This window comes from Terriglobales bacterium (assembly GCA_035543055.1).
Lineage (GTDB): Bacteria > Acidobacteriota > Terriglobia > Terriglobales > Acidobacteriaceae > JAIQFD01.
Genome location: DATKKJ010000228.1, coordinates 1 through 7,106 on the forward strand (window position 1 = coordinate 1; position 7,106 = coordinate 7,106).

The window sequence follows — 7,106 nt, forward strand, 5'->3', positions numbered from 1 at the left end:
CCTTGCTGTGGCTGGTCGGGCGCAAGGGATCGCTCACAAACCTCACTCCCTTGGCCCGCAATGACTCCTGCCACTCATCGACGATCCGCTGCATGGCTCTGTTTTTCGGTTCCTTCAGCGAAAAATATTGCCAATGGACGAAGAAAAAAGTAGCAGGCGGCTTTGTCGCGGCAACCGGCGTGGCAGCGCTGGTGCCGGGCGTGGCAGACTGTTCCTGGGCATGGACGTTCGTGTCCCAGAGCGCGAAGACGCACAAGAAGGCGAGCAGGCGCTGGATCCGTCGCATAGCGCCACCTTCAACAACAGGAAATGGAGAATACGAAGATGCCGTCCCTGGGGCAGTGATTCAGGTCACAACAGGGGGTGACTGCCGTTCCATCCAAGGGTCCCCTAGCGGAGGGGAGGTAGGTCGGAAGCTATCGGGGTAAGCACTAAGGACTGAGAACAGATCTATTTCTTCCTCTCGTCTCCCGCGATCTTCCCGTCCTTCAGGTGGATGACGCGGTGGGCGTACTCGGCGATGTCGTGCTCGTGGGTGACCAGCACGATGGTGTTTCCCTGCTCGTGCAGCCGGTCGAACAGCCCCATGATCTCGTTGCCCGTCTTCGAGTCCAGGTTTCCCGTGGGCTCGTCGGCCAGGATGATGGACGGGTTGTTCACCAGCGCCCGCGCGATGGCCACGCGCTGCCGCTGTCCTCCCGACAGCTCGTTGGGCTTGTGCATCATGCGCGGCTCCAGGTCCACCTGGCGCAGCGCCAGCTTGGCCTTCTCGATCCGCTCGGCTGCCGGCGTACCGTTGTAGATCAAAGGCAGCTCCACGTTGTGCAGCGCCGTCGCCCGCGCCAGCAGGTTGAAGGTCTGGAACACGAAGCCGATCTCTTTATTGCGGATGCGCGCCAGCTCGTCGTCATCCATCTCGCTGACCAGGTTGCCGTTCAGCCAGTACCGGCCCTCGGTGGGCGTGTCCAGGCACCCGATCAGGTTCATCAGGGTGGACTTGCCCGAGCCCGAGGGGCCCATGATGGCGACGTACTCGTTGCGGTCGATCCGCACGTCCACTCCCCGCAGCGCGTGCACCTGTTCCGAGCCCATGTCATAGGTCTTCCATAGGTTCTCGGTGCAGATCATGCAGTTCGCGGGCGGGCTTTGCAGCCCGGTCTCGCTGTGATTGAGGACCTCTGTCGCCATCCGTTTCTCCTCGGCCACCGGCCTTACGACTCCTTTTCCTGCGCCTTCACCGTGTTGTCCACTTTCACGCCCGACCCGTTCTTGAGCGTGCGCAGCACTTTGTAGCTGCCGGTGACGATCTCGTCGCCTTCCTTCAGCCCGTTCGTGACTTCGATATCGGTCACCCCGGTGATGCCGGTGTCCACTTTCACGAACTCGGCCTTCTTATTGCGCACCACGAACACGCCCTGCAGCTCTTCCTTGTCCTTCTTGGAGGGCGGGGCGGCCGCCTGCACATCGCCCTTTTTCTCTTCCTTCTCTTTCTTCTCCAGGTCGGCCTTCTGCCGCATGGTCAGCGCCTGGATGGGGATTGCCAGCACGCTCGACCTGGTCGCGGTCGTGATCTTGGCCGTGGTCGAGAGTCCGGGACGCAGATTCTCGGGCGGGCTATCCAGCGTGACCACCACCTTGAAGTCTTTGGCTTCCTGGCTGCCCGTGGTGGTCTGGGTCGTGGCCACGCCGGTCGAGCGCACGATCGCGTTGTCACCGACCTGGGTCACGTGTCCCTTGAACGTCTTGCCCGGCATGGCATCGATGGTGACTTCCGCCGGCTGATTCAGTTTGACGTTCACGATGTCGGTTTCGTCAACCTTGACCTCGGCGGTCACCACCGACATGTCCGCCACCGTCATCAGGGTGCTGCCCGGGGCGTTCTGGATGCCGATCACCATGGTCTCGCCCTGCCGCACCGGCAGGTTGGTGACCAGGCCGTCGAAGGGGGCAACATACGTCGTCTTGCTCAGCACGTCGGACGCGGTCGTGAGCTGCGCCTTCGCCTGGTTGATGCGCACGTGAGCCGCGTCCCGCTGCGCCTTGGTCTGCACGATCCTCGCTTGCGCCTGCGCCAGGCCGGACGCTGACATTTCCCAGGTCGCCTTCTTCAGATCGTAGTCGGCCTTGGAGATCAGTTGGTCCTTGTAAAGCCCTTCCGCCCGCTCGTAGTCGAGCTTGGCCCGCCCGGCGTCGGCTTGCGCCCGCTTCACATCGGCCAGCGCGGTGTTATAGGCCGCATCGGCCGCGGTCGCGTCGCCCGAGGCGGCTTCCAACGCCGCCTTCATCCCGTTTACGTTGGAGGAAGGCTGTACATTGTCGATCTGTGCCAGGATTTGCCCTTTCTTGACCCGGTCGCCTTCCTTCACATACAGCTTGGTGATGATGCCGAACGCGTTGGAACTGATGTTGACGTAGTTCAGCGGCTTGATCTCGCCCGACGCGGTGACCACGCTGGCCAGGTCCTGCTTCATCACCTTCCCGGTCTGCACCGTGATCACTCCGGCGTTCGCCCGGTGGTACAGCGCTCCCGCCAGGATCAGCACCAGCAGAACAATGCCGCCGATGATGGCGATCTTCTTCCACTTCTTTCCATTTGTTTTCGACATATGATTGGCGCTGCGGGGCAAGCCCCCGCACTCTCTATAAAGTACGTTGGCGCTGAGGGAAAGGTTCCCCCGAGGCTGATCTCCTGATGGCCCTGGCTTATTCTACCTTGGATTATATCGGCTGCAGGGCCCCCGACGCACCTGCCAAACCCTTGTTGGACGGGCGGGAATTCCTTTTGTAACAAGGATTTAATAAGGATTTTTTAAGCGCGCCGGGCGCCCCTCTTCCTTGCGTTCAAGCCTTCGGCGAACTTAGAATGACGCCTACAATCCCTCCCCGAGGTGGCGTTCTTGAAGTTCGTCGGCCGCTGGCTACCCGATGTCCTCCTGGTTCTCCTGTTGGCCGGTCTGGCCGCCTCCCAGGACGCTGCCAAGCAGGGGTCCAAGGCTCCGGCCAAGGATGGCTCCCAATCCGGCGCCCAATCCGACCCCCTCAAGCGTCCCCTCACTTCGGAGCAGAAGCAACAGCAGGAAAAGAAGCTCAAGCAGGAGCTCGAGGGGCCGTACAAGAAGTGGCTGAGCCAGGACGTGGCCTGGATCATCACCGACGAGGAGCGCGCCGCCTTCAAGCAGCTCTCCAACGACGAGGAGCGCGACCAGTTCATCGAGCAGTTCTGGCTGCGCCGCGATCCCACTCCCGACACCGTCGAGAACGAATACAAGGAAGAGCATTACCGGCGCATCGCCTACGCCAACGAACACTTCGCCTCCGGCATCCCCGGGTGGAAGACGGACCGCGGTCGCATGTACATCGTCTTCGGGCCGCCCGACAACATCGAATCGCATCCTTCCGGCGGCTACTACCAGCGGCCCATGGACGAAGGCGGGGGTGCCACCTCCACCTACCCCTTCGAAGTCTGGACCTACCGCTACCTGGAGGGCGTCGGTCAGAACATCGAGATCGAGTTCGTCGATCCCACCATGAGCGGCGAGTTCCACATGACCATGGACCGCTCCGAGAAGGACGCTCTCCTGCACGTCCCCAATGCCGGTCTGACCCTCTATGAAGAGATGGGCCTGGCCCGCAAAGCCGACCGCTTCACCGGCGGCGGCATCGAGAGCATCGGCGCCAGCCCCTTCAACAAGAACCTCCAGACCAAGCAGTTCGACCGGCTGGAGACCTTCGCCAAGCTGAACCGGCCCCCGGCGGTCAAGTTCAAGGACCTGGAAGAGATCGTCAGCCACAAGATCAACGTCAACCTGCTGCCCTTCGAGGTGCGGGCCGACTTCGTGAAGGTCACCGCCGACACCGTCCTGGTGCCCATCACCGTCCAGGTGAAGAACAAGGACGTCACCTTCCTCAACAAAGACGGCGTGCAGCGCGGCGTGGTGAACATTTTCGGCCGGGTCACCACCCTCACCGGCCGCATCGCCCAGACCTTCGAGGATACGGTGCAGATCGACGTCCCCGCCGAGCTGCTGCCCAAGACAGTCCAGAACTCCTCCATCTACTGGAAAGCGCTGCCCCTGCGGCCCAGCATGTACCGCGTGGACATCGTGCTCAAGGACGTGAACGGCGACCGCGTCGGCACTTGGAGCCGCGCCATCCGCGTGCCCGACTTCGGCGACGACCGCCTCGCCAACTCCAGCCTCATCATCGCCGACCAGATGGAGCCGGTCCCGTCGCGCAGGGTCGGCTCGGGCAGCTTCGTCATCGGTACCATGAAGGTGCGTCCCCGGGTGGATGGCGCCGACGGCAAGCCCGCCTCCTTCAAGCGCTCCCCCGGCCAGAAGGTCAACTTCTGGATGCAGATCTACAACCTGGGCATCGACGAGCAGAAGAAGAAGCCCTCTGCCACCATCGAGTACGACGTCGTGAACACCACGACCAAGAAGGAAGTCGTCAAGCAGGTCGAGACCACCGAGACCATGGGCAACGTCGGCGACCAGATCACCGTCCTCAAGAGCCTGCCCCTGGACAAAGTTGAGCCCGGCCTCTACCAAATCACCATCAAGGTGAGCGACAATATCTCCAAGCAGACGGTCGCGCCGACCGCCAGATTCGTCGTGGAGTAGTTCTTGATGGATCGGGGACCCGCCGGGATGCTGCGGCGGGGAGGAGGAATGCCAGGGATGGTCCGCAAGCTCGGATTCGTCGCACTGCTATGGGCGATGACCCTGCCGGCCTGCGCCGCCGACAAGCCGGGCGTCATCACCGGCCTGGTGCGCGATTCCTCCGGCATTCCCCAGATGGGCGCGGTCGTGGACGTCCTGGCGCGTTCCGCCGCTCTGCGCGTGTTCACCGACGCCAAGGGGCGCTTCACCGTCTCCGACCTCGCTCCCGGCACCTATCAGGTGCGCGCTTCCGCCCCGGCCTTCCTGCCGGCGTTGCGCGAGAATGTGAGCCTGGGCCCCGGCGCCCACCTGATCATCAACCTCACCCTGAACACGCTCTTCGAAGCGGCGCAGTTCCTGCCCTCGCGGCCCCGCGTCTCCGACGACAACGATGACTGGAAATGGATCCTGCGCTCCGCCGCCAACCGGCCCATTCTGCGGGTGCTCGAGGACGGTACGCCCGTTGTGGTCAGCGAGCCGGACCCGGCCGGCGACCGCCGCCTGAAAGGCGAGATCGTCTTCCTGGCCGGCTCCGAAGGGGAGGGATTCGGAGCGACGCCCCCCATGGGCGCCGCCTTCCGCCTGGAGCAGTCGATCTTCTCTTCCGGCACCTTGTCCGTCGGCGGCAACCTGGGGTACGGCAATGGCCCGGCGGGTGTGGTGCGCGCCGCCTACAGTCACCGCTTCGATAGCGGTGCCCACCCCGAGTTCGCCCTGACTCTCCGTCGCTTCGGCTCGCCCGGCAACGTTGTGCCTGGAGGCGCGCTCGAGGCTTTGGCCTTCAGCGCCACCGATTCCACCACCATCGCCGACATCATCGAGCTCGACTACGGGGGCGAAATTCAAGCCGTCCAGTTCGGCGAGCGGATCTCCGCCTTCCGGCCCTTCGGCTCTGTCACCGTCCGGGTGCGTCCCGGGACCATGCTGCAGTACCGCTACGCGACTTCGGAGCCGGACATGCGCGCCGCCAAGGGCTTCGACACCGCCCCCGCTGACCTGAGCGAGTCCGGTCCGCGCATGTCGCTGGTGGACTCCCGTCCAGTGCTGGAGCGCGCTCGCCACCACGAACTCTCCGTTTCGCAGCGTTTGGGACACAACAATGTCCAGGTGGCGGTTTACGCCGACCAGGTGCGCAACGCCGCTCTGGTCGGGGTCGGCGATGTCAGTCCCGACTCCACCGACCTTCTGCCCGACCTTTATTCCGGAACGTTCAGCTACCACGGCGGGACGCTCTCCACCACCGGCGTGCGCGTCGTGTATTCCCGGAGATTGGCCCAGGACCTCACCGCCACCGCCGACTACGCTTTCGGCGGCGTCCTCGACCTGGAACGCCCGGTGACCGATTGGGCCGAAGTCCGTGACGCCATCCGGAACGTCCGCCGCCATGCCGTTACCGCTAAGCTCGCCGGCCGCGTGCCCGGTTGGAAGACCCGCTGGATCGCCTCCTACAAGTGGACCAGTGGCGACACACTCACCCCGGTGGATCTTTTCAACGCCTCGCCCGGACAGGCCGATCCCTACCTGAATGTCTTCCTCCGCCAGCCGCTCCCGGCCGTTCCGTTCCTCCCTGGACGCATGGAAGCGCTTGTCGATCTACGCAACCTCCTGGCCCAGGGCTACGTCCCGGTGGTTTCTCAGGACGGCCAGACGTTGTATCTCGTCCAGTCCGCTCGCTCGGTTCGCGGCGGCCTCGCCTTCACCTTCTAGTCGGCCTCCAGATTTCCTTGACCTCGGCAAGAAAAGACCCTTGTCGCATCCAGGGCGGACGCGACAAGGGTAGGTCGGACGCGCTTACGGAATCCGGTAATAGTTCACGACCAGTTTTACCAGGCGATTACCCAAGAATAGGTGTTCGGTGCTGCTGCCGATCAGTATCCATCCCGCAGAAGGCCGCACGCCCTGCGCCAGCATAATGACCGACCCCGACACGGACGTTCCCGGAGGTCCTTGCGGCCCCTTCGGCCCCATCGGTCCCATAGTGCCTGTGGGCCCCACCGGTCCGGCCGGTCCCTGTGGCCCCCGTGGTCCGACCGCTCCCGGCGCTCCGGCAGGTCCGGCAGGTCCGGCCGGCCCCTGCGCACCCGCAGGCCCCATCGGTCCTATCGCTCCCGTCGGTCCCGCGGGTCCGGCCGGTCCCACGGGTCCTATCGCTCCCGTCGGGCCCGCCGGTCCCACAGGTCCAATCGGCCCCGCCGGTCCCGCTGGCCCTTGCGCACCATCAGCTCCCGCCGGTCCGGTTGCGCCCGCAGGTCCAGCAGGCCCGATCGGTCCAGTTGGGCCTTGCGGCCCTATCGGTCCCGTGGTGCCCACTGGTCCCGTCGGCCCAGCAGGGCCTTGCGGCCCTTGTGGTCCCGTAGCGCCCACCGGTCCCGGAGGTCCAGCAGGCCCGTCGTTGCCTTGAGGTCCTTGAGGCCCGGCAGGTCCGGGATCGCCCGTCAAGCCGTT

At 64.3% G+C, this 7,106-nt stretch carries 5 protein-coding genes; 2 read left to right on the top strand and 3 right to left on the bottom strand.

What is annotated here, in order from left to right; translation table 11 throughout:
* The 3 genes from VMS96_14630 to VMS96_14640 form a co-directional block, all read right to left on the bottom strand.
* Positions 1 to 286, bottom strand: a 286-nt coding sequence (locus VMS96_14630; protein HVP44664.1) for a hypothetical protein, incomplete at its 3' end; no start/stop codon positions are given.
* Between the two features lie 164 nt (positions 287 to 450).
* Positions 451 to 1,188, bottom strand: a complete 738-nt coding sequence (locus VMS96_14635) for an ABC transporter ATP-binding protein (protein HVP44665.1) — start codon at positions 1,186 to 1,188, stop codon at positions 451 to 453.
* 23 nt (positions 1,189 to 1,211) lie between these two features.
* A complete protein-coding gene (locus VMS96_14640; protein HVP44666.1) occupies positions 1,212 to 2,606 on the bottom strand; it encodes an efflux RND transporter periplasmic adaptor subunit in 1,395 nt (464 codons plus the stop codon).
* A gap of 291 nt (positions 2,607 to 2,897) precedes the next feature.
* Between VMS96_14640 and VMS96_14645 the strand changes: the two genes are divergently transcribed.
* On the top strand, positions 2,898 to 4,622 hold the full coding sequence (locus VMS96_14645; protein ID HVP44667.1) for a GWxTD domain-containing protein: 1,725 nt from the start codon (positions 2,898 to 2,900) through the stop codon (positions 4,620 to 4,622).
* Positions 4,623 to 4,679: 57 nt separating this feature from the next.
* A complete protein-coding gene (locus VMS96_14650) occupies positions 4,680 to 6,368 on the top strand; it encodes a carboxypeptidase-like regulatory domain-containing protein (GenBank protein HVP44668.1) in 1,689 nt (562 codons plus the stop codon).
* The last annotated feature ends 738 nt before the right edge of the window (positions 6,369 to 7,106 follow it).